The following is a 22208-nucleotide window of genomic DNA, read 5'->3' on the forward strand; positions in this document are numbered from 1 at the left end:
AACGGTGTAGAATCGATCTATTGATCGACACAGCCGGAGCTTTTATGAATAACAAACGCCGCTCGGTTCCAGGAATCAGGCACTATGATGGTCCTGCCGGTGGATGGGGTGCACTCAAAGCCACCGCCATCGCCGTGCGCACCCAGATGGACACCCTCGAGGCTCCCGCCACCCTGCTTCGCACCAATCAGCCCGACGGATTTGACTGCCCCGGCTGCGCCTGGCCCGACAAGGAGCACAAATCCACCTTCCAGTTCTGCGAAAACGGAGCCAAAGCCGTCACCTGGGAAGCCACCAGCAAACGCGTAACGCCTGCCTTTTTTGCCGAAAACACGGTGACTTCTCTGCTGGCGAAAAGCGACTTCGAACTCGAAGGCTATGGCCGTTTGACCCATCCGCTGGAATATCACCCGCAGAGCGATACCTTCCGCCCGGTCGAATGGGAAAAAGCGTTCGCCCGCATAGGCGAAATATTGCGTGCGCTCCCACCGGATGCCGTCGAGTTTTACACCTCCGGTCGCGCCTCGAACGAAGCAGCGTATCTGTTCCAGCTGTTCGCCCGTGAGCTCGGCACCAATAATTTTCCTGATTGTTCCAATATGTGCCACGAAGCCACCAGCGTGGGATTACCGCGCTCTATCGGGATTGGCAAAGGCACCGTGTCGCTGGATGATTTTGATAAAACTGAGCTGGTTATCTCGATTGGTCATAATCCCGGTACCAACCATCCGCGCATGATGGGCACGCTGCATGAACTTGCCAGAAGAAATGTGCCCATTATCGTGCTCAATCCGATGCGTGAGCGCGCGCTGGAGCGTTTTGCCGATCCGCAAAGCGTGGTCGAAATGGCGACCTACAGCTCAACGGATATCGCGTCGACCTATTTCCAGGTCAAAGCCGGTGGCGACGCCGCCGCGCTGAAAGGCATCGCGAAACATCTGTTGGCGTTTGAAAACGCGCTGGATGACGATTTTATCGCCACCCACACACAGGGTTTCGACGCGTTCGCGGCAGATATCGAGGCGACTCGCTGGGAATCAATAGAGCGCGAATCGGGTCTGTCTCGCGACGATTTGCTCCAGGTAGCTGAAGCCTACGCTAAGTCGAACGCCACCATCATCACCTATGGCATGGGCATTACTCAGCACAATAAAGGCACTTCCAATGTGCGCCTGATAGCCGATTTGCTGCTGATGCGCGGCAATATCGGTAAACCGGGAGCCGGAATTTGCCCGCTACGTGGGCACTCGAACGTGCAGGGCAACCGCACCGTCGGGATCTCCGAAAAACCGACGGCGGCGTTTCTGGGTAAAATCGAAGAGGTGTTTGGCTTTACGCCGCCTTCCGCGCATGGGCACGATGCGGTACAAACTACCCAGGCGATGATCGATGGAAGTGCGAAAGCGCTGTTGTGTCTTGGCGGTAATTTTGCGGTGGCAATGCCGGAGCACGAGCGCGTTTTCCCGGCGATGCGAACACTCGATCTCAGCGTTCATGTCGGCACCAAACTCAACCGTTCGCACCTGCTGACGGCGAAAGAGACCTTTATTTTCCCCTGCCTCGGTCGAACCGAGCTGGATATGCAGCTGACGGGCAGGCAATCCATCACCGTGGAAGATTCCATGTCGATGGTTCATGCCTCTTCCGGCAAGCTCAAGCCCGCGTCTCCTGAGTTGCGCTCCGAGCCCGCGATTATCGCCGGGATGGCAAAAACGACGATGATTCACACCAAAGTTGACTGGACCCGTCTTGTGACGGATTACGATCTGATCCGGGATCTGATCGAAAAAACCATCCCCGGCTTTGACCAGTACAATCAGCGTATCCGCATTCCCGGTGGTTTTCGGATGCCACTCCCGCCAACTGAACGCGTATGGCCGACGCCATCTGGTAAAGCGATGTTCTCCGTGTTCGACGGGGTTGATGAGAACCGGCAAGGGGTCGGTGAAAACATTCTGCGTCTGGTCACCTTGCGCAGCCACGACCAGTACAACACCACCATCTATGCGCTCGACGATCGCTATCGCGGGGTGTTTGGCCGCCGCGATATTCTGTTTATGAACGAGGGCGATATGGCACAGCTCGGCCTGGAGCACGGGGATCGGGTCGATATCGCAACGGCACTACCGGACAGCGCTCTGCGCCTGATGGATATCACCGTGGTGGCTTACAACATCGCCTCCGGGACCGTCGGTGCCTATTACCCGGAGGCTAACGTGCTGGTTCCGCTCGATTATCTTGACAAAGACAGTGGCACACCGTCCTATAAATCTGTGCCCGTCACGGTGACGTTACGCTCAAAAGAGATCCGCGCAATTTAAACGAGACCCTTTGATGTTGATGAAAACAAATACTTTGCGTCGGGATGACGCCAGCATGGAATTTCGCGCAGGGATTACTGCCTGTCTGCCCACCATTCCGGGCTACTGGAGCATCGGTTTTGCCGCCGGGGCCATTGGTACACTTTCCGGCTTCACCACTCTGCAAACCGCTCTGCTGGCCAGCGCGCTGTACGCCGGTTCAGCGCAGTTTCTGTTTTATTCGCTGTGGGCCACCGGCGCGGAAATTGCCTCGGTGGTGTTGAGCGTGTTCCTCGTTAACCTGCGCTATTTGCTGATGAGCTCTGCCATGAGCGTGTTCTTTCGCGAATACTCCACCCTGCAAAAAGTGGTCAGCGGGCTGCTGCTGACCGATGAAACGTTTGGCGTGGCGGTGCAAAACGGCAGCCAGCAGAGCAAAGTGCCGTTTGCGTGGATGCTGGGTCTAAACCTGGCCGCCTGGCTCAACTGGATCCTCGCCTGCATAGTCGGCGCATGGCTCGCCTCCGCTCTTCCGCCATCGTTGATGGAAGGATTGAGCTTCAGCCTGGTCTCAATGTTTATTGGACTGGTGCTGATGATCTGGTTCGCCAGCCGCCGCAAAGCGCTGGAATCGTTCAGCATCGCCGCGGCGGTGGTCATGACCCTGCTGACTGCCGGTCACACGGACATGAGCGTAGTGGTGATCGTTGCGGCATCCGTTTCAGCGACTCTCGCGACCCTGGGGCTGCGCGTATTCTATAAAGGCGGGAAATAGATGGAGAGGAATATCTTACTGGCGATTATCGCCTGCGCGGTGGTTACTGCCCTGATGCGTACGGTGCCGATTCTGCTGCTCTCGCGGTTCCGCCTGGCTCCTGTCCTGCAACAGTGGCTGAGCTTTATCCCTTCGGCGATCATGGCTGCGATAATCACCGCCGAGCTGGTCGGTAAACCGGCGCTGACCCCGTCGGGGATCAGCGTTTCGCTGCTGGCGGCAGGCGTGGCAACGCTCGCCGGGATTTTATCCCGCAGCCTGTTTGCGACGGTGATCGCCGGAATGGTCGCGTTTTCAGGGTTGAGTTATTTGTTGGGGTGATGCCTGAAGTGCCGGGTGGCGCTGCGCTTACCCGGCCTACACAACCCTCAATCGTAGGCCGGGTAAGGCGCAGCCGCCACCCGGCAACAAAAGGCACAACGTCAAAGCCGCGTCACACCCAACTCCACCGCCTCATCGCGCCACGCGAGCAACAGAGAATACGGTTCGCGCGACACCGCGCTAAACCCGCCGATCAGCATCGCCTCGCACACACTTTGATATTGCGGTTCACTCACCAGCGCGTGCAGCGCATCCCGCAAAAGCTCAACCGTTGAAGCATCCCCCGCCGTGATCAACGGCAGCCCTGGCGTGGGCGAGGTTTCTCCCACCACGCTCAAACTTTTCAGTACGTCGGGTTCATGGCGCTGCAATAACGCCCAGGTCACGCAGTCGATGGCGGTGATATCCGCGCTCCCTTCTGCCAGTGCAATCAATGATTGCCGATGACTCCCGCTCAAACGCGTTTCCGAGAAAAACCGTCCCTGCACTGAAAGCGGCGCGACCATTTTACGCAGGGCGTTATACCCCGACTGCGAATCGACAGAATTAGACACCGCCCGCTGACCGCGAAAATCCGCCAGCGTTTTACCCGCATCCGCTTCACGCGCAACGAGAAAACTGCGGTAATGAATGCCTTCACAGCCGGACGCGGTGTAGTGAAAACAGCCCACCGTCTGCACGTCCGTAAGCTGTGTCACCAGCGGGAAACCGCAGGTCTGGCTGAGCAGCAACTCAGGGCTTTGCCAGTGCGCGAGCAAATCCGTCCCGTTCCAGGAACTGACCCGCAGGCCACGTTCCAGCAAAAGAGTTCGCACCGCCTGCCACAGCCGATCGTTATCAGCCGTATTGATGGCATACATCGGAAACGCGAGAGTCTTAGTCATGCTTTTTCACACCCGGATGCACGGTGACATCGATGTTTTTTGCCCAAAACTGGCGCAGCCATTCTCCGTAGCCATGCACCACAAATTGCTGATTGCGCTGCTGATAATCTTGTTTATTGCGCAGATATATTTCACGCAGGCCATACCACGGCACGCCAGGGAGATCGTGATGCACTGAATGATAGTTGAGATTGAGAAACAACACTCGCCACACCAGCGCGGCTTCGTTAATCACCGAACGCGCCAGCGGATCGTCCGCCGCCTGATGTTCCAGGAATGAGCGTACTTTGGTTAAGGCCAGCGCCGGATAACTCACCGCGAGCACAAAATACAGTGCCGAAAATCCGATCGTTTCCATCCACATAAACAGCGGCACCAGCAGTGCGCCGTGAATCAGCCACATCGCCATATTCCCGAGTTGTAGATGGCGAAACGCTTTATATGCGCCGGTAAGCGTCTGGAAAATATCCAGCAGCGGGGCTAACAGCAGGCGACCGGGAAAAGTATTGCGCGCCTGGATCAGTTTGCGCTGCCACGGGGAAAACTTCGCCCAGGATTCATCGGTGAAATAGTAGGATTCCGGGTCGTCCACCGGAACGGTCAGATGGTCGTGATTGTGATGTGCCAGATGCGAATCGCGATACAGCCCGAACGGATACCACACCGCCAGCGGCAACGTGCCAAGCAGTTGGTTGAACCATGCCACGCGTGTCGGATGGCCGTGGATCAGCTCGTGCTGCAGCGACATATACCAGGCGGTAAACCAGATCAGCAGCACAGTCGCGGGAATACGTCCGAGGAATTGCCAAAAATACAGCGTGGCAAACCAGCCGCCGTAAATGACAATAAGTAAAACCCAGGTGGGAAATTCGCTGCGCCATAACCAGCGCTGAGAAAGGTGGCGAATAATCTCGCGTTGCTGTGGATGTAAATAGAGTGGAGACCGTTGACTCATCGGGTTCGATGCCATTTCCGCAATAAGACGTTATCCCACGAAGATGTGAGATAACGTCGGAAATAACAAAGAATTTAAATGGCTATGCATTGCCGGAAATAGAAAGAACGGTGCGGTTTATTGCCGGGTGGCGCTGCGCTTACCCGGCCTACACATTTGGCTCCCTCTCCCCGTGGGAGAGGGTTCGGATGAGGGCATCAGACCGCGCAAATGTAAACGTAGGTCGGGTAAGGCAAAGCCGCCACCCGACAATGTCCTCGCACGTTATTCCTTCACGCGCGCACGCTTGCCGCGTTCTTCTTCCTGGCTGTCGGCACTCGCCACTAATGCGAAATTAAAACTGACTTCCGTGTGTGGGGCGTTAATATCGCGTTCTTGCGCCAGTTTGCTGTCGGTGATTTTAATCGGATCGGCGATCAGCTCTTCGCGGGTGGCAAAGGCAAAATCGTCCCACAGATATTCATCGCCATTGAGGTTAATCTGCGTAGTCAGATGTTTATAACCCGGCGCGGAGACAAAGAAATGCACGTGCGCCGGACGATTGCCGTGACGCCCTAAACCGTTCAGCAGTTTTTGCGTTGGGCCATCCGGCGGACAACCGTAGCCGCACGGCACAATGCTGCGAACCGCATAGCGTCCATCCGCGCCGGTCTGCACGCGGCGGCGCAGGTTATATTCGCTTTGCGATGCATCAAAGAACGAATAGCCGCCGAGCGTGTTGGCGTGCCAGATATCGACAATCGCGCCCGCCACCGGCTTGCCGTGCAGATCGGTAATGGTCCCGTGCAGCCACATGGTTTCGGCCTTCTCGCTGCCGTCGTCCATGCGCGCGTAGCCCTGACTGAGCGGCGCGTTGGCTACGTACAGCGGCCCTTCGATGGTGCGCGGCGTGCCGACGTCGTTGCCCGTTGCCGCCTCTTTTTCGTCGGCACGCATATCGAGATAATGCTCCAGCCCTAATCCCGCCGCCAGCAGCGCCGCCTCTTTGCGCTCGCCCAGCTCATTGAGATAATTCACCGCCAGCCAGAACTCTTCGTCTGTAATATCAAACTTTTTAATGGTTGCACACAGGTCGCCGAGGAGCTGATGCATAATCGTTTTAAAACGCTCGTTACCCTGGGCAGAATTTAATCCGCTGCTGATGGCGAGTAACGTTTCCAGTTCGGTTTGTTTGGTTGGATTGACTGACATTGCGTATTCCTCTTGTAGGATAAGGTTTATTATTCTGTGTTACTGCTTTTCAACATAAATAGACGATGGATGCTGGCACAGCGGCTGCACGCTAATTTCCATATAAGGGAAAAGCGGCAGGCCAGTTAATATCTCGTGCAGCTCCTGATTATCTTTCACATCAAACAGGCTGACATTGGCGTATTGCCCAACGACGCGCCAGATATGCAGCCATTTCCCTTCGCGCTGTAATTGCTGCGAATAGGCTTTTTCTTTGGCTTTTATTTCTTCTGCCTGGGCTGCGGGCAGCGACGATGGAATATTCACCGTCATCTCGACTTTAAATAGCATTCTGGTGTCCTTTATTTACGCGCGTAATAACGCAATTTGTCTTCGTCGATCTCAACGCCCAGACCAGGGCCTTGCGGCAGCGTCACCTGGCCGTCGCTGAAATCGAGAGGGTTTGCGACGATGTCGTCTTTCAGCAGCAGCGGGCCAAACATCTCGGTGCCCCACTGCATTTTCAACGTCGACCACGCATGGAGAGAGGCCACCGTGCCGAGCGTGCCCTCCAGCATCGTGCCGCCGTACAGCGCCACGCCAGCGGCCTGCGCCACGTGCGCCAGCTTCAGCGCCTGCACCGGACCGCCCGCTTTGGCAATTTTCAGGGCATAGGCACCGGTAAAACCGCCGTTTGCCAGGCCATAGCCGTCGTGAAGCGTTGCCACCGCTTCGTCTGCCAGGATCGGCAGCGTAAAGCGCTGACTCAGGGCTATCAGCCCACGCGTGTCCCAAAGCGGGATCGGCTGCTCGACCAGGTCGATACCGCCCTCTTGCAACAGCGCCATGCCTTTAATCGCGCTCGGCAGATCCCACGCCTGGTTCACATCCACCCGCACGCTGACGCCATCGCCCAATGCCGCCTTGATCGCCAGCGCATGACGGATATCGCTATGCAGTTCGCCCGCGCCGATTTTCAGCTTAAAAGTGTTGTGCCGCCCTTCGGCAAGCAGGCGTTTTCCCTCGTCGATGTCTTTGTTGGTGTCGCCACTCGCCAGGGTCCAGAGCACCGGCAGACTTTGGGTTAATGCCCCGCCGAGCAGCGTGCTGACGGGCACATTCAGCTTTTTCCCCAGCGCATCAAGAAACGCGGTTTCCAGCGCAGATTTGGCAAAAGTGTTGCCTTTGACGCTGGCATTCATCATCTGCGCAAGTGATGCGACACCGCTGAATGTCTGGCCGCACAGCAGCGGTGCGAGATAGGTTTCAATCGCTGAACGAATGGCTTCCGGGCTTTCCGCCCCGTAGCTCAGGCCGCCGATGGTGGTGGCTTCGCCCCAGCCGACCACGCCCTGTGCGCATTCCATGCGTACGATAGTCAGTGTCTGGCAGCCCATCGTCGCCATCGACAGCTTGTGCGGACGAATAGTCGGGATATCCACCAGCCAACAGGTGATGGATTCAATGGTTAAGCTCATGCTCGGCTCCTGCGGTTAAAAAGGTGATCACATGCTGGTTAAACGCCGCCGCACAGGCCACGTTCGACAGGTGCGACGCGGGTAAAACAAGGTAGTGCGCGTGGGGGGCATCCACCACGATAGCTTCGGCGTCACGCGAGGTGGTGACAGGGTCACTTTCCCCTGCGATCACCAGCATCGGGCGTGGCATTTGCGTCAGTTCATCACGCAGATCGGCCATCGCCAGCGCGTCACAACAGGCGGCATAGCCTTCTGCCGGTGTGGCAGCGAGCTGCTCAATGAGCGGGTAAACCACCTCAGGATTGTTTTGACGAAACGCAGGGGTAAACCAGCGGTCGGCGGCGCTCTGGGCAACCGGGTCCATGCCCTGCTCGCGCACCGTTGCGGCACGTTCACGCCAGCCCGCTTCCTGCCCAATTCGTGCCGCCGTGTTCGCCACCACAATCCGCTGGAAACGCTCCGGCGCGTGGCGGTTGAGCCACATCCCGGTCATGCCGCCAAGCGAGATTCCGCAAAAGCAGGCCCGCTCCACATCGAGATGATCCAGCAGGGCAATCACGTCCTGTCCGAGCAGCTCAAGGGTAACGGGCTGTGAACCGACAGCCGAACGCCCATGCCCGCGCGTGTTGTAGCGAAGCACGCGAAAATGCTGCGTCAGCGCCGGGATTTGTGCCTGCCACATCTCCCAGGTGGTGCCTAACGAATTTGACAGCACCAGCAGCGGCGCGCCTTCCGGGCCATCAAGGCGAAACTCAATCTCCATGCTTTTCTCCTTATGCCGTCGCGTCTTCAGCAAGCAGCGCAAACGTCAGCGCCACCGGCGTGACGGACTGCAAATACTCCGGCGTCACGTCACCAAACAACTCACGCACCACTACGCCTTCAGGCGTGATATCCATCACCGCCATGTCGGTATAAATGCGGTCGATACAGGCCATGCCGGTGAGCGGATAGGTGCAGCGTTCGACGATTTTGCACTCGCCTTTTTTGGTCAGGTGCTCGGTCATCACGAACACTTTTTTGGCCCCGATCGCCAGATCCATCGCCCCGCCGACGGCAGGAATGGCGGACGGCGCGCCGGTGCTCCAGTTGGCCAAATCGCCACGCGCCGACACCTGATACGCACCCAGCACGCAGATATCCAGGTGCCCGCCGCGCATCATGGTGAAGGAGTCGCCGTGGTGGAAATAACACCCGCCCGAAAGCAGCGTCACCGGCTGTTTCCCGGCGTTAATCAGCTCGGGGTCTTCCTCGCCTGGCGCAGGGGCGGGCCCCATGCCGAGAATGCCGTTTTCGCTGTGCAAAAAAATCTCGCGATCCTTTGGCAGATAGTTGGCAATCTGGGTCGGCATGCCGATGCCCAGATTGACGTACGCGCCCTCGGGAATATCCCGCGCAATGCGCTCGGCGAGCTGTTGATGCGTTAACGTCTTCACGCGGTCTCCTTAAGTGACGTGGCTGAAACCTGAATCACCCGCTGAACAAAAATGCCCGGCGTGACCACCGCTTCCGGGTCCAGTTCGCCGAGGGCCACACATTCGCTCACCTGCGCGATGGTGCAACGGGCGGCGGCGGCCATGATCGGGCCAAAGTTGCGCCCGGTTTTGTCGTACACCAGATTGCCCCAGCGGTCGGCTTTCAGCGCTTTGATCAGCGCGAAATCGGCGTTCAGCGGCAGTTCAAAAACATAATCTTTGCCGTCGATATGGCGTGTCTCTTTGCCTTCGGCCAGCTCAGTCCCGTAACCGGTTGGCGTAAAGATGCCGCCCAGTCCCGAACCGCCCGCCTGAATACGCGCTGCCAGATTGCCCTGCGGCACCAGCTCCAGTTCGACCTCGCCGCGACGATACAAATCGTCAAAGACCCAGGAATCCACCTGACGCGGGAAGGAGCAGATCACCTTCCTCACGCAACCTGCTTTGAGCAGCGCCGCCAGGCCGTAGTCGCCGTTGCCAGCGTTGTTGCTGATGAGGGTGAGTTCGCGTGGACGGCGGCGGATCAGCGCATCCAGCAGGTCCGACGGCTGTCCCGCCGGGCCAAACCCGCCGACCATTACCGTCGCGCCATCAAAAATGTCTTTCACCGCGCCATCCAGCGTGGCAATCCGTTTATCAATCATTCCTGGGCCTCTTTTTTGTTATTGGGCAGGCTGCGCAGCGCAATCCACGCCAGCAGGGCGTAAACCATCAGCAGTACGGAGACGGGCCATGAGGCGTTGAATTCCATCAGTAGCGCCACCGCCAGCATCGGTCCCAGACCGCCGGAAAATATCGATCCCACTTCATGTCCCAACGCCAGGCCGGAGTAGCGCACCCGCACCGGGAACAGATCGCTCATGATGCAGGGCTGAGTGCCGATCATCGCCCCGTGGCAAAATGGCAGGCCGAGCAGCATCGCCAGCATGATCCAGCCGTACGTCCCGGTGGAGAGCAGCCAGAAGAACGGGAATGCCATCACCAGCAGGCCGATCACGCCGATGTAGTAGACCGGCTTGAGGCCGATGCGATCCGACAGCGCCCCCCAGAACAGAATCGAGAAAAACTCCACCAGCATCGCCAGGGTCACGGCGCTGATAATTTCACCGGTGCTGATGCCGATGTGTTTGGCGTAGACCACCGAGAAGGTAAAGAAGATGTACGATGCGCCGTTCTCCGGCAGACGCAGGGCAATGGCCTGCAACAGCGCTTTCGGGTGTTCGCGGATAATCACCAGCAGCGGGATTTTCTCGTGCTGGTCTTCCGGTTTGGCCTGGGTAAAGGCCTTACTCTCGCGGATGTTTTTGCGGATGTAAACGCCGACTAAAAAGATGACGATGCTCAGCAGGAACGGCACGCGCCAGCCCCAGCTCATAAAGTCGTCTTCCGGCAGTTTTTGCACCAGGTAAAAGGCAAAGGCCGAGAGAACAAATCCACCGGAAACCCCCATCTGGCTCCAGGCGGTGTAATACCCGCGCCGTGATGCGGGCGCGTTTTCACTCAGCATCAGTACTCCACCGCCCCACTCTCCGCCCGATGCCACGCCCTGTAAGAAGCGCAAAATGATCAGCGACAGCGGCGCCCAGATACCAATCTGCGCGTACACCGGCAGCAGGCCAATCACGAACGTGGTGGCGCCCATCAGCGTCAGGGTCATGATCAGCGTCATTTTTCGGCTGTAGCGATCGCCGATATGCCCGAAGACAATCCCGCCCAGCGGACGCGCCAGAAAACCGACCGCAAAACCAGAAAAGGCCAGCAAGGTTCCCTGGAGCGGGTCACCGCCCACCGGGAAGAACAGCGGGCCAAACACCAGTGCCGCCGCCGTGCCATACAGAAAAAAGTCATACCATTCCAGCGCATTGCCCAGCACCGAGGCGATCACCAGCTTGCGCATCTGCTGCGCGTCCTGGCTGCCGGCGGCTTGTGTGACGGTACTTTCAGTAACGACATTACTCATGACACGCGTCCCCTCTTGTTGTCGTGGACTTACGCCTGCACATCGTCACCGACGGTGTGATAGCGGCGGTTGAAGTAGACCAGCCCGCGCGGCTGTTCGCTGATGCGAATAGCCTGAACCTGGCAGTAGAAAACGCTGTGGCTACCCACTTCGTGACAGGTGTCGATGGTGCAATCAAAGCTGGCGACGGACGAGCTGAGCACCGGCGCGCCGCTGCTCAATACCTGCCAGCTGTCGTGCAGGAACCGCTCCTCGGAACGCAGGCTGGCGTTGGCGAAGACGCCAGAAAGATCCTGATGTTCACCGGAGAGCACGTTGACGCACAGGGTGCCGTTGTGTTTGAAATGCTGATGAGCAAAGGAGTTGCGGTTCATGCACACCAGTAGCGTAGGCGGCTGATCGGTCACGCTACAGACCGCCGACGCGGTAAAACCAAATTTCCCCGCCGGGCCGTCGGTGGTGATAACCGAAACCGCGCTGCCGAGCTGCGCCATCGCATTACGAAATTCTGTTTGCAGTGTCATAAGTGGTTCCTTACAAATCGATAACGAGACGGGCGCATTTCGCCCGCGAACAGCAGAGCAGGATCTGATCGCCGTCGGCTTTCTCTTCGTCGGTCAGATAGTGGTCGCGGTGATCCGGCTCGCCTTCCAGCACGTCAGTCAGGCAACTGCCGCAAATCCCCTGCTTGCACGACACATTCACTTTCAGCCCGGCCTGGGCCAGCGCCTCGACGATGGTCTGGTTTTCCAGCACTTTCACGGTGATGCCGCTGGTCGCCGCGACCACTTCAAAGGCATTGCCGCCGGTCTGCACCTCGGCGCTGAAACACTCCTGGTGGATGTGCTCTGGGTGATAGCCCTGGGCTTTTGCGCGATCGGTCACCGCATCCATCAGCCGCGCCGGGCCGCAGGTGTAGACGTGGGTGTTGTCGGGCACATCGCACAGCGCGGCGTCAAGATTCAGGCGCTGCTCGTCGCTAAAGTGCAGATGCACGCGATCAGCGAACGGCGCGGCTTCCAGCTGCGCAATAAATGCCGCCTGTGAACGCGAACGGGCACAGTAATGCAGCGAAAAACTCCGCCCGGCGGCGTGGAGTTCCGCCGCCATCGCCAGCATCGGCGTGATACCAATTCCGCCGCCGATCAGCAGGCTGTGGGCGGCGGTTTCATCCAGCGCAAACAGATTGCGCGGCTCGCTAACCTGAATCTCATCGCCTTCACGCAGGGCGTGGGCGGCGAGCGATCCGCCCTGCGAATTTGTGTCTTTCAGCACGCCGAGCTGGTAGTACCGGGCATTCTGCGGGTCGCCGCACAGGGAGTACGGACGAATCAAATCGGCGCTGAGATGCAGGTCGATATGCGCCCCGGCGCGAAACGACGGGAGCGGAATGCCGTCAACATGCGCCAGCGTCAGCAGCACCACGTCGCCCTGCAGCTCGCGGCGGATAACCTGTAGTGTCAGCATGGTGGCTCCTTAACGCATAAACAGGCCGCCGTTGATGTCCCAGGTTGCCCCGGTGACAAACGACGCCTGCGGTGAAGCCAGCAATGCCACGGCTTGCGCGACAAACGCCGCCTCACCGAGTTTCCCGACCGGGATCATGGCCAGCAGTCCGGCCATTTTTTCTTCCGGCACCAGAGCGTGGACCATCGGCGAATCCATCGGGCCAGGTGCTATGGCATTGACCGTCACGCCCGCTTTGCTCAGCTCGCGGGCGAAGATTTTGGTCAGCGTCAAAATGCCGCCTTTAGATGCGGCGTAATGCGCCCCCGACGCCGTGCCGCCGTTCTGCCCGGCGAGCGATGCCAGGTTGATGATGCGACCGTAGCCTTGAGCGTCGAAGTAGCGCCCCAGCGTCTGACAGCCGACAAAGGTGCCGCGCAGATTGGTGGAGATCACGCGGTCGAACTCGTCGACGCCAATCTCCATTACTGGCGTTGCCAGCGTCAGCGCGGCGTTGTTGACCAGCACCTGTAAACTGCCGAAACGGGCGAGCGTCGCGTTGAGCGCGCGGGTAAACTCCTCCGGCTGGCGGATATCCAGCCCCAGCGCCAGCACGTTATCGCTGTCGAGCGCGTCCGCCGCCTGCTGCGCGCGAGCGGCGTCGACGTCGGTCAGCACCACCTGGAACCCCTGTTCCAGAAGATGTGCGGCGATAACATTGCCCAGACCGGCGGCCGCGCCGGTCACTAATGCTGTTTGTGTCATGCGCGATTCCTCAGAGGATGTAGCCGATGCTGTGCAGCACATCGTCGCTGTTGACCAGGCGGATCACCTTCTGCTGGATGCGCAGGCGGTCGCCCTCGCGCTGGAGCTGCCAGGTAATATCCGCCGCGTAATGGCGGCTGTGGCCCTTGCGGTGTTCCCACAGGGACTGCGCCCCGCGCACCACAATCAGGCTGTCGCTGGATTCCAGCAGATGAAAACGCGACAACGTGCGCAGGGTTCTGGCGCGCGGCGTGGTGGAGATCGACTCGCCGCTGTAGAGGCGATGAACACGTTTTTCGCGCATGTGGTGATCGTCACAGGCGTAGTTGAGCGTGTTCTTGAAATCGGTTTCGTTCGGGTCGATGGGCACCACGTACAGACCGTCGTGCTGCCACAGATCCAGCCAGGCGTTAAATTCGCCCTGATCGAGCAGATCGCCTTCGAGGTTAATCAGCGTCACGGCGGCAAAGAGTTCAGATTCTGGCGTCATCATTGTTCGCTCTCCGTCATCAGTTTTTTCCACTGCTGGTAGGCCGCGCGCATCCCGGTTTCGGCGCTGACGTCGCTACGCAGGCCGTCGTCGGTGCGGTACTCGCCCGCCAGCCCTCGGTTGAGCATGATCCACAGGTCATCACCCGCCGTGGCCCCTCGCTGAACGCGCTCCCAGGCTTCGGAGTCGTCCGGCGTGCCAAAGCCCATCGGCCCCTGGAAGTGTTCGTGCAGACGCAGACGCGCCTGGTTCGCAATTTCTGGCCCGCCGTCCATCGTGATGACCGCGTGGTGAATTTCAGTCTCATTGACGGACACCGGCTGAAGCACGCGGAAGAACGCCATCGAACAGGCGATGTTCGGGAAGATATTGAGATTAAAACCGGAGCCACCGACGGCGCGCACGATGCGACGCACCTGCTGTTCGTCGTGTTCGGCACGCAGCGCCTCTGCCAGCGCTTCAAAACGCTCAGGGATTGGCGCATCGAGATTCGCGTCGAGATCCACTAATTCCGGGATCATCACCATTACGCTGTGGCCGTTGCCCAAATCTTCGACGTAGCCGCTGCCGTCGACGAAGTTGAGCATCTCTTCAGTCTGCTTATCGACGGAGCTTAAGAACGAGCGGTGAACCACCGGGAAGTGGTAGCCGTCGGTGGTGTTTTCGAGCTGGATTTTCCAGTTGCCAGGGAAGCGGAAACGGTGCGCCGGGCCGGTTTTGATCGGATAGCCCGCGCCCTGTTTCATAAACAGATCCATCCACTTTTTCGCCGCGCCGAGGAAATCTTCCAGCGGTTCGATCTGGTCGTTAAAGGTGGCGAAAATCATCCCCGCGTACTGTTCGGTGCGCAGGGAAACCAGCCCCAGTTCGCCCTTTTCAAGCTGATCGGCGTAGCTTTCAGGATGCGGTACGCCGCGCAGACTGCCGTCCAGCGCGTAGCCCCAGCCGTGATACGGACAGACGAAGCTGTTGGTTTTGCCGCTGCGGTGTTCGCACACAGTCGCCGCGCGGTGACGGCAGCGGTTGAGCAGCGTGTGAACGGTACCTTTGCGATCGCGCACCACAATCACCGGCTGAGTGCCGAGTTCGGTGGTTTTGAAACTGCCGGTGTCCGGGATTTCACTGGCGTGCGCCACCCACACCCAGGTTTTGCTGAAGATGCGATCCAGCTCGAGCTGGAAAAGGTCGTCCGAGGTGTAGAGCGAGGTGTGGACGCGGTCGCTTTGGACCAGCGCCGCGATCTCTGCCGCGCTCGGCACCGCCTGCGGCGAGGTGTCGATATTTTTAATGGCTATCAGGTGATCGCAATTCATGTCTGGTTCTCCTGCACATTTTCGTTTTTATCGGGGACAGGTAATTCATCCGCCGCGTGCCAGCGGTCCACCGGTCGGCTGAACAGGTTGCGGGTAGTGAAGTGGCGCATCGCCATGCCGTTCGCGTCGCGCATAAAGGTGACGCAGATTTCTGCGGCGTTCAGGTGCGCCCCTCCGGCGGTAAATTCTGAGGTTTGCAGCATCAGCCAGCGCCCGCGCAGTTCACCGTCCGCCGTGTGGCCCAGCGCTTCCGAGCACAGGAAATGCGCGTTGAGGGCAAAGTGCGCGGGACGGCGCACGTAACTCGCCATCATCGCGACAATCGCCTCGCGTCCCTGGTGTTTGCCGAGACGAGTGGCGTAGGGTTCACCGAGCCCTTCCCAACAGGCGTCGGTGGTAAACAGCGCGCCGATTGCCTGCACAGTTTCATGGCTGTCGAGCTGGTCGCACAGGCGCATGTAATCGCTGATGCACACCCGCGCCGCCTGGCTGTCTTCGAGCTGCTGTAAGCGCAGCGCATCCTGTGCGTTCATGGTCTTAGCCCTGAATAATCAGTTCGCGGCCCACGCGGGCTTCGATTTTGCAGAATTTCCACAGCTTGCTGCCGCTTTCGCCAACCGGCGTGGTGCGGAACAAGTTGCAGACAGCCGCCACGTTGTCCAGGTGCTCGGCGTCCGCCAGCACGTAAGTGGTCCACGGTGCGGTGGTGGACGGGCCGACCATCAGCTGGTCGTCATCCATGTTGCCGATAACGCGAATCCCCTGGGTTTCCTCAATGCCTTTCATCATCACGCCGAACGCGGCCCACACCTGTTTGGCCTCCGCCGGACTCGCGTCGAAAAAGTTCTGATTAACCCCGATGCAAAACAGCACTCGTAACGTTTTTGACTGGCTCATCTGTTGCTCCTTTGATTAAAAAATTACAAATAACCGGGCAGCGGTTTGCCGCCGAAAAAGACCGTACCGGCGTTGAGGTACGAGAGATCGCCCATAAAGGCGTGCTGAGTGATCACCATCGTGTCGCGCACAAAACGTTGCAGCGGGCTGGTCATGGTGACGCCGCCCATGCCGTTTAGCGCCAGTGCCTGACGCGCCACGTCAGCGGCGACGCGTGTCACGTGAGTGGAGGAAAGCCGCAGGGCGTTGATCTGCTCGCAGCTCGCCTCATTTCCCGCCAGCAGACACTGCCAGACGTCGTCGATGGCCTCATAAAACCAGGCGCGGGCGGAGCGCAGCTCGGCTTCGCAGCGGGCAATTTGCATTTGCGCCTGCTGGCGGTCCGCCAGACGTGGCGCGCCGGTCACCGACTGCTGACGATGGGCGATGGCGTAGATTTCATTGAGTGCCGCGCGAGCCACGCCGAGCGCCACCACGGAGAGCACTTGCGTCGCGAGGGACAGCACCGGATAGCGGTACAGCGGCCCTTCCAGATTCAGCGCCCCGCCGCGAATAAAGGTCCACTCGTGCGGGACAAAGGCGTCGTTGACCAGCAGATCGTGACTGCCGGTTCCGGCGAGGCCGACCGTGTCCCAGACCGGATCGATCTGCACGCTGGCGCGGGGCAATACCGCCATGCGCGGCAGTGCCTGTTCGGTATCCGGCAAAATCCCGACGCCGAGCACTGAAGCCCCCATGCTGCCGCTGGCAAAACTCCAGCGTCCGCTGACGCGGTATCCGCCGTCTGCCTGAATGGCTTTCTGCGTCGGGAAGATGCCACCTGCAAAGACCACGTCCGGTCCGTCGCGATACAGCTCTTGCAGGGTGTCGGGCGGCAGCGCGCCGAGATAAAACGGGCTCATGCCGAAGCTGGCCACCCAGCCCGCAGAGCCGTCGGCGGTGGAGATTTGCTCGATCAGTTCGCAAAATTGCGCCGGAGAGCATTCGTCGCCGCCATACATTTTGGGCACCAGCGCACGGTAGACGCCCGCCTGGCGGAAACGGGCAATGATGTCGTCAGAAATATGACGCTGGTGTTCAAATTCATGGCTGCGAGCGGCGACATCACTCAGCAGTGGCACAAGTTCCTCACGGACCTGGATAGCAGACATAGCGTTCTCCGAAATGGGTGATGCGGTGCCCGCAAGGCGAGCGCGTCCGCAATGAGTCGTACTCACTGAGTCTTCAGGAAATTAAAAAACCGGGAAATTTAGGGTTGTCGTCGTCCGGTGAGCCATTCAACGGCCTGCACCAGCAGCCCGTCCTGGCCTTTCGCAGCCACCAGCTGGAGCGAGACCGGGCGTCCGTGTAGGTCGCCCACGGTCAGGGTAATGGCCGGATGACCGCTGAGATTGAACGGGCGAACCAGGCGCGTGAGATTCACCACGCTAAGAGGATCGGCGGCTTCCTCAAGCGTCGGCGGCAGCTCGGGCAGCGTCGCCAGCGCCAGTAGCGGGTTTTTTGCAAGCATGGCATCAACCTGCGCGGTGAACTGGATGCGTATTTGCTCGGCAGAATCCAGCGCGTTGGCACTGACATCCGCTCCGGCGCGGATACGCGAGGCAACGTCCGGCGAAACCTTGTTGCTCGCCAGCAGCGGGCTGAACGCCTGCCAGTTTTCATGGCTGATGAGGGTCAGCCCGGCGCGATGGGCTTCATCCAGATTGGGGAGTTCGGCCTTTTGCGGTGCGATACCCTGCTGTTCAAGGAAACGGAGAAGTATCGCGTCAATCTCTACGCTGGCAGCCGGGATAAACGACATCGCCGGTAGCGCGTTCAGCGGTTCGCCAACGGGGACACCGAGACGCGTCATCGCCTGGCGTAAAACGGCGGCGTCGCTCGCAAATACCCCGACGCAGTCGAGTGAGCTTTGCGCGGGCATCACGCCGTGTCGGCTAAGGACGCCGTAGCCGGGTTTGAATCCCAGAATGCCGCAGCAGGCCGCAGGCATTCTGACCGATCCGCCAGTGTCGGTGCCGAGGGAGAAATCGACTTCACCGGAGGCGACCACTGCGGCTGAACCGCTGGACGAGCCGCCCGGGATCAGTGCCGGATAACGGGGATTCACCGGCGTGCCGCTCCAGGGATTGATTCCGGTGACGCCAAACGCCAGCTCATGCAGCGTGGTTTTGCCCGTCAACTGGCAGTTTTGTGCCAGCAGCGCAGCGACGACGCTGGCGTGCTGTGCCGCGACGGGATTGTGCTCCAGCGCAGGACAACCTGCGCGAGTTTGATGTCCGGCGATATCCAGAGTGTCTTTCACCGCGAATCGCAGGTCGCCCTTGCCGAGGACAAATTGCTCAACGTAACCATTGCTCTCATAAACTGGCTTCATGATTAATACCTTGACCAGAAAAAGTGAATCATATTCAGGCGGACAGTCAGTGCTGTCTTTTTGTCCTGACTAACGTTAGGTCAATCATGGAATAATTAGATGAAAATTCAAGTAATCTTTCACGTTAATTTTACGCTGAAGCAACATTTTATTAACCTTTAACTCTGCAAGGTTACTGATTCAGGATGATGAAAAATAAGGCAAAATGGCGGGAAAAAGAAATCCATGCCGCCCTGAGCAATCAGAGCGACATAAGCTTTTTACTATTGAAATTACAGATAGTTAGAGAGAAAGACTACGGAGTTCACAAATTTGTCATCGGATAATTTGACCTCACAGTTCGTTGAGGTTATCCAGCACTTTGGCGAGTGAAAGATTCATCTTGTCGACCTGTGACACACTCATCCCTTTGAAGCCTTTTTCGAACACTTTTTGGGTCAGAGCGTAGGCCTCTTCCACTTTTTTTCGACCGGCGTCGGTAAGCATCACTTCGGTGACGCGCGCATCCTGTTCGCTGCTGGCGGTGGTGACCAGACCGTCATCGCGCAGCCGCCCAACGATTTTGGTGATGGTCGGCATCTTGGCCATCGCGTATTCAGAAATTTGCGAAATACTGGCCTTGCCGTACTGGTGAGTGACCATCAAAACACGAAAGCGAGAGACGTCTAGCTGGGCTTTTTTTAGTGTAATTTCCATGATTTGCGTATAACGCGCATAGACATTCACGATCCAGTAAAACGGAAACTCTTCGCGATGAAAGCTGGGATCGTCAGGCGTGCCGTCCGGGGTATTTTTTATTGTTGTCATGCGTTTCCTTACCAAAAAAAGCGTCAGATTGAACGATTATACCCTGCGAATCTGCGGCAGCTAAGCGTATCAGTGAGGCTGCTGAATCGTATAAGAGATCCCGATCGCATTATGATTCAAAAATGATAAGTGATTAACAATTACGTATCATTTTTTACACATTGCATTGACGATTAGGGTGGCTATTTTCTATACCCTAAATAATTCGAGTTGCGGGAAGGCGGCAAGCGTGGGAATCCCCAGGAGCTTACTTAAGTAAGTGACTGGGGTGAGCAGGCGCAGCCAACGCACCTGCAACTTGAAGTATGACGGGTATATACGTTAGCGGACCTGTACGACAATTCTAATAATCGCAATGTGGAGCATTTCATGAACGAACGTTCTTCTGTGGAGCAGACGCGCCCGCCGTCGTCTGCGCCCGACGCTCTGGACCCTCGCCAGCAGGCCGTGATCAAAAAGCTGTTTCGTCGGCTGATCGTTTTTTTATTTATTCTGTTTGTCTTCTCCTACCTCGATCGCATTAACATTGGCTTTGCCGGCCTGACGATGGGCAAAGATCTGGGCCTGACCAGCACCATGTTTGGCCTCGCCACCACCCTGTTCTACGTGATGTATGTCATTTGCGGCATTCCCAGCAATATCATGCTGAGTATCGTCGGCGCACGGCGCTGGATTGCAGTGCTGATGGTCATCTGGGGGATTGCCTCTACCGCCACCATGTTCGCCACCGGGCCGAACAGCCTGTACGTCCTGAGAATGCTGGTCGGGATTGCCGAAGCGGGCTTTTTACCGGGCCTGTTGCTGTATTTAACCTTCTGGTTCCCCGCGCATTATCGTGCCCGCGCTAATGCCCTGTTTATGATTGCGATGCCCGTGACTATGGCGCTTGGCTCGCTGGCCTCCGGCTTTATCCTCAACATGGACGGCCTGCTGAATCTGAAGGGCTGGCAGTGGCTGTTCCTGCTGGAAGGCTTCCCGTCCGTGCTGTTGGGGCTGGTGGTCTGGTTCTGGCTGGATGACAGTCCGGCGAAGGCCAAATGGCTAACCGAGGACGACAAAGCCTGCCTGAATGAGATGCTTGAGGCGGATAAAATCGCCGCCAGTAAAGTGCAAACCGCCGCGAATGTCGGGCTGATACCGCAGCGCAGCGTGGCGCGAGAGCTGTTCACGCCAATAATTATTCTCTACACGGTGGCCTATTTCTGCCTGACCAACACCCTTAGCGCGCTCAGCGTCTGGACGCCGCTGATCCTGCGCAGCTTCAACGAGACCAGCAGCAACGTGACAATTGGTTTGCTGAGCGCCATCCCGCAGGTGTGTACGATTGTGGCAATGGTGTGGTGGAGTAAGCGTTCGGACCGACTGAACGAGCGCAAAATCCACACGCTGCTGCCGTATCTGTTCGCCGCCGCTGGCTGGATGTTGACCGCCTCCAGCACACATCCGCTGCTACAGTTCACCGGGATCGTGATGGCCTCGGCGGGCGCGTTTGCCGCGATGGTGATCTTCTGGACCACACCGGATCGCTTTATCTCCCTGCGCGCGCGTGCGGTCGGGATTGCGGTGATCAACGCCACCGGGATGACCGGCGCGGCGCTGGGGCCGCTGCTGATGGGCTGGATGAAAGACGTCACCGGCAACTTCAACGCCGGGATCTTTATGGTGGCCGGGTTCCTGGTACTGGGCGCGTTGATTATCGCCCTGATACCGATGACCAAAACCGTGGCGCAGAAAGCTGCCACCCCACTCTCGACTTGACTTATTTTGTGATAAAGGTACTTTTCAGGACATGAAGAAAATCCTGATTATCGTCCCTGACGGCGGCATGTTGTTCGAAGCCGCCGGTATCGCAGACATTCTGATGCAGGCCAACCAGCTCCACACGGAAGGCCTCGCTCAGCCTCGCTATCGCATTATTATCGCCACCACCCAGCCGCATCAGGTGATACACGGTCAGTCCGGGTTAAACCTGCTGGCGGATTATCGCCTGCCGGAACTTGATCCGCGCGAGCCGCTCGACACCATCATTATCACCGGTCGCGGAATGAATGAACTGGAGAGCACTGCGGTAGTGGACTGGCTGCATCTTGCCGCTCCTCACGCCCGACGCATCGCCTCGATTTGCGGCGGCGCAATGCTGCTGGCGCAAAGTGGTTTACTGGACGGTCGCCGCGCTACCACTCACTGGCGACTACTGGACACAATGCAAAAAACCTGGCCGAAGATCAAAGTCGAAGGCGGCCCGCTGTATATTCAGGACGGGCACATCTGGACCTCCGGCGGCGTAAGCTCGGGATTTGATCTCACCCTGGCACTGGTCGAAGAAGATTACGGATTTACCCTCGCCCGCGACGTTGCTCAGGATCTGGTGATGTACCTGCGCCGCCCCGGCGGTCAGCTGCAGTTCAGCCGCTACAACCTGCGCCAGTCCAGCAGTTCCGGCCCGGTTAGTGAATTGCAGGCCTGGATTCTGAACAACATTACTGCCGATCTCTGCGTTGAGAAACTGGCTGAACAGGCGGCCATGAGCCCGCGCAATTTCACCCGCGTCTTTACCCGAGAAACCGGTGCTTCTCCTGCTCGCTATGTGATGGAAGCTCGCCTCGCTGCTGCCCGTCAGCTCCTTGAACAAACCAGCGAACCGCTGGAGCGCATCGCTGAGCAGAGTGGATTTGGCAGCAGCATCAATTTACGCCGCGTCTTTGAAAAACAGCTCCACCTCACTCCCGGCGAGTATCGCCAGCGCTTCCACTGCCGTAAAATGGCGTAATGTGATCCTTTTTTGTCATTTACGCCAT

General features: G+C 58.3%; 24 protein-coding genes. 5 read left to right on the top strand and 19 right to left on the bottom strand.

Annotated features, from left to right (window positions below; translation table 11 throughout):
- The first annotated feature begins 44 nt into the window (after positions 1 to 44).
- From JBO43_RS02955 to JBO43_RS02965, 3 genes are read left to right on the top strand one after another with little or no spacing between them, the layout of a single operon-like run.
- Positions 45 to 2321: an FdhF/YdeP family oxidoreductase gene (locus JBO43_RS02955; RefSeq protein WP_202673691.1), complete on the top strand. Its 2277-nt coding sequence runs from the start codon at positions 45 to 47 to the stop codon at positions 2319 to 2321.
- 13 nt (positions 2322 to 2334) lie between these two features.
- Positions 2335 to 3075: an AzlC family ABC transporter permease gene (locus JBO43_RS02960; protein ID WP_202673692.1), complete on the top strand. Its 741-nt coding sequence runs from the start codon at positions 2335 to 2337 to the stop codon at positions 3073 to 3075.
- Positions 3076 to 3396, top strand: a complete 321-nt coding sequence (locus tag JBO43_RS02965; protein WP_095282293.1) for a branched-chain amino acid transport AzlD family protein — start codon at positions 3076 to 3078, stop codon at positions 3394 to 3396.
- A gap of 101 nt (positions 3397 to 3497) precedes the next feature.
- Here the strand turns inward: JBO43_RS02965 and JBO43_RS02970 are convergent, their stop codons facing one another.
- From JBO43_RS02970 to JBO43_RS03060, 19 genes are all read right to left on the bottom strand, one after another.
- Complete coding sequence (locus tag JBO43_RS02970; RefSeq protein ID WP_202673693.1) at positions 3498 to 4280, bottom strand: phosphate/phosphite/phosphonate ABC transporter substrate-binding protein; 783 nt, start codon at positions 4278 to 4280, stop codon at positions 3498 to 3500.
- Entirely contained in the window at positions 4273 to 5235 is a 963-nt protein-coding gene (locus JBO43_RS02975) for a fatty acid desaturase (protein ID WP_202673694.1), read from the bottom strand. Before JBO43_RS02975 ends, JBO43_RS02970 begins: the two co-directional genes overlap by 8 nt.
- Before the next feature lie 264 nt (positions 5236 to 5499).
- On the bottom strand, positions 5500 to 6426 hold the full coding sequence (gene catA, locus JBO43_RS02980) for a catechol 1,2-dioxygenase (RefSeq protein ID WP_095282296.1): 927 nt from the start codon (positions 6424 to 6426) through the stop codon (positions 5500 to 5502).
- A gap of 39 nt (positions 6427 to 6465) precedes the next feature.
- Positions 6466 to 6756 carry a muconolactone Delta-isomerase gene (catC, locus tag JBO43_RS02985; protein WP_103946037.1) on the bottom strand — a complete coding sequence of 97 codons (291 nt, stop codon included), beginning with the start codon at positions 6754 to 6756 and terminating at the stop codon, positions 6466 to 6468.
- 11 nt (positions 6757 to 6767) lie between these two features.
- On the bottom strand, positions 6768 to 7883 hold the full coding sequence (locus tag JBO43_RS02990) for a muconate cycloisomerase family protein (RefSeq protein WP_202673695.1): 1116 nt from the start codon (positions 7881 to 7883) through the stop codon (positions 6768 to 6770).
- Positions 7867 to 8646 carry a 3-oxoadipate enol-lactonase gene (gene pcaD, locus JBO43_RS02995; RefSeq protein ID WP_202673696.1) on the bottom strand — a complete coding sequence of 260 codons (780 nt, stop codon included), beginning with the start codon at positions 8644 to 8646 and terminating at the stop codon, positions 7867 to 7869. The genes JBO43_RS02990 and pcaD overlap by 17 nt, the downstream gene beginning before the upstream one ends.
- 10 nt (positions 8647 to 8656) lie before the next feature.
- Positions 8657 to 9319, bottom strand: coding sequence for a 3-oxoacid CoA-transferase subunit B (locus tag JBO43_RS03000; protein ID WP_103946040.1), 663 nt, complete (start codon positions 9317 to 9319; stop codon positions 8657 to 8659).
- A complete protein-coding gene (locus JBO43_RS03005) occupies positions 9316 to 10002 on the bottom strand; it encodes a 3-oxoacid CoA-transferase subunit A (protein WP_202673697.1) in 687 nt (228 codons plus the stop codon). Before JBO43_RS03005 ends, JBO43_RS03000 begins: the two co-directional genes overlap by 4 nt.
- Positions 9999 to 11255: an MFS transporter gene (locus JBO43_RS03010; protein WP_202673948.1), complete on the bottom strand. Its 1257-nt coding sequence runs from the start codon at positions 11253 to 11255 to the stop codon at positions 9999 to 10001. The genes JBO43_RS03005 and JBO43_RS03010 overlap by 4 nt, the downstream gene beginning before the upstream one ends.
- A gap of 92 nt (positions 11256 to 11347) precedes the next feature.
- Positions 11348 to 11842, bottom strand: coding sequence for a flavin reductase (locus JBO43_RS03015; RefSeq protein WP_095282303.1), 495 nt, complete (start codon positions 11840 to 11842; stop codon positions 11348 to 11350).
- 10 nt (positions 11843 to 11852) lie between these two features.
- Positions 11853 to 12785: a PDR/VanB family oxidoreductase gene (locus JBO43_RS03020; RefSeq protein WP_202673698.1), complete on the bottom strand. Its 933-nt coding sequence runs from the start codon at positions 12783 to 12785 to the stop codon at positions 11853 to 11855.
- 9 nt (positions 12786 to 12794) lie between these two features.
- Complete coding sequence (locus JBO43_RS03025; RefSeq protein WP_202673699.1) at positions 12795 to 13529, bottom strand: SDR family NAD(P)-dependent oxidoreductase; 735 nt, start codon at positions 13527 to 13529, stop codon at positions 12795 to 12797.
- 10 nt (positions 13530 to 13539) lie between these two features.
- The gene (locus JBO43_RS03030; protein ID WP_202673949.1) at positions 13540 to 14019 is read right to left on the bottom strand and encodes an aromatic-ring-hydroxylating dioxygenase subunit beta; all 480 of its coding nucleotides are present in this window, start codon (positions 14017 to 14019) and stop codon (positions 13540 to 13542) included.
- On the bottom strand, positions 14019 to 15332 hold the full coding sequence (locus JBO43_RS03035; protein WP_095282306.1) for an aromatic ring-hydroxylating oxygenase subunit alpha: 1314 nt from the start codon (positions 15330 to 15332) through the stop codon (positions 14019 to 14021). The genes JBO43_RS03030 and JBO43_RS03035 overlap by 1 nt, the downstream gene beginning before the upstream one ends.
- Positions 15329 to 15865, bottom strand: coding sequence for a nuclear transport factor 2 family protein (locus JBO43_RS03040; RefSeq protein ID WP_095282307.1), 537 nt, complete (start codon positions 15863 to 15865; stop codon positions 15329 to 15331). The genes JBO43_RS03035 and JBO43_RS03040 overlap by 4 nt, the downstream gene beginning before the upstream one ends.
- A 4-nt stretch (positions 15866 to 15869) precedes the next feature.
- Positions 15870 to 16229 (bottom strand): IacB protein, encoded by a 360-nt coding sequence (locus JBO43_RS03045; protein ID WP_095282308.1) that lies wholly within the window; start codon positions 16227 to 16229, stop codon positions 15870 to 15872.
- A 23-nt stretch (positions 16230 to 16252) separates the two neighbouring features.
- On the bottom strand, positions 16253 to 17380 hold the full coding sequence (locus tag JBO43_RS03050; RefSeq protein ID WP_103949367.1) for an acyl-CoA dehydrogenase family protein: 1128 nt from the start codon (positions 17378 to 17380) through the stop codon (positions 16253 to 16255).
- Between the two features lie 98 nt (positions 17381 to 17478).
- On the bottom strand, positions 17479 to 18603 hold the full coding sequence (locus JBO43_RS03055) for an amidase (RefSeq protein ID WP_202673700.1): 1125 nt from the start codon (positions 18601 to 18603) through the stop codon (positions 17479 to 17481).
- Positions 18604 to 18936: 333 nt separating this feature from the next.
- Complete coding sequence (locus JBO43_RS03060; RefSeq protein WP_103949369.1) at positions 18937 to 19410, bottom strand: MarR family winged helix-turn-helix transcriptional regulator; 474 nt, start codon at positions 19408 to 19410, stop codon at positions 18937 to 18939.
- Between the two features lie 369 nt (positions 19411 to 19779).
- On the opposite strand from JBO43_RS03060, the gene hpaX reads away from it, so the two are divergent.
- Both hpaX and JBO43_RS03070 read left to right on the top strand, forming a co-directional pair.
- Positions 19780 to 21168, top strand: coding sequence for a 4-hydroxyphenylacetate permease (gene hpaX, locus JBO43_RS03065; RefSeq protein ID WP_202673701.1), 1389 nt, complete (start codon positions 19780 to 19782; stop codon positions 21166 to 21168).
- Between the two features lie 31 nt (positions 21169 to 21199).
- Positions 21200 to 22180: a GlxA family transcriptional regulator gene (locus tag JBO43_RS03070; RefSeq protein ID WP_095282313.1), complete on the top strand. Its 981-nt coding sequence runs from the start codon at positions 21200 to 21202 to the stop codon at positions 22178 to 22180.
- The last annotated feature ends 28 nt before the right edge of the window (positions 22181 to 22208 follow it).

Source organism: Lelliottia jeotgali, from assembly GCF_016771845.1.
GTDB classification, from domain to species: Bacteria; Pseudomonadota; Gammaproteobacteria; order Enterobacterales; family Enterobacteriaceae; genus Enterobacter; species Enterobacter jeotgali.